The 350-nt window shown below is 35.7% G+C and carries 1 protein-coding gene; it reads right to left on the bottom strand.

What is annotated here, in order from left to right; all coding sequences use genetic code 11:
- Positions 1 to 350, bottom strand: a 350-nt coding sequence (locus J8281_RS19295) for an ATP-binding protein (protein ID WP_305852745.1), incomplete at both ends; no start/stop codon positions are given.

Here is a 350-nt window from a genome sequence, read left to right as displayed (position 1 = left end):
AGAACCCAATTGTTCTACTAACTCCAAGTCTTTGAATATGCGCATCAGTTCTTTGTTACGAGGGACTGAAAACCCTTCAAAAAATTCTTGCTGACTCAATCCTTCAGGTAAACCTCCAGCAGATGTAATTTCAATTCTATCTGAAAAAATCTCAAACTTGGGCGGTACTTCATTGGTATAATCATTATGTACAAAAGCATTAATAATGGCTTCACGTAATGCAATAGGATTCCATAGGTGGCTTTGTTCTCTCTCCTTTGAAGTGATTTTTGTAGCTATTCTATTTTCTACAGCAATTTTATCTATGACTTGTTTAGTTGCCTTTGCTAAACACTCATTGCCATACTCAT

It is taken from the genome of Aquimarina sp. U1-2, assembly GCF_017897595.1.
Classification (GTDB): domain Bacteria; phylum Bacteroidota; class Bacteroidia; order Flavobacteriales; family Flavobacteriaceae; genus Aquimarina.
Note: the sequence above shows the minus strand (reverse complement) of the source record. Positions and strands in the feature narration are given on the sequence as shown.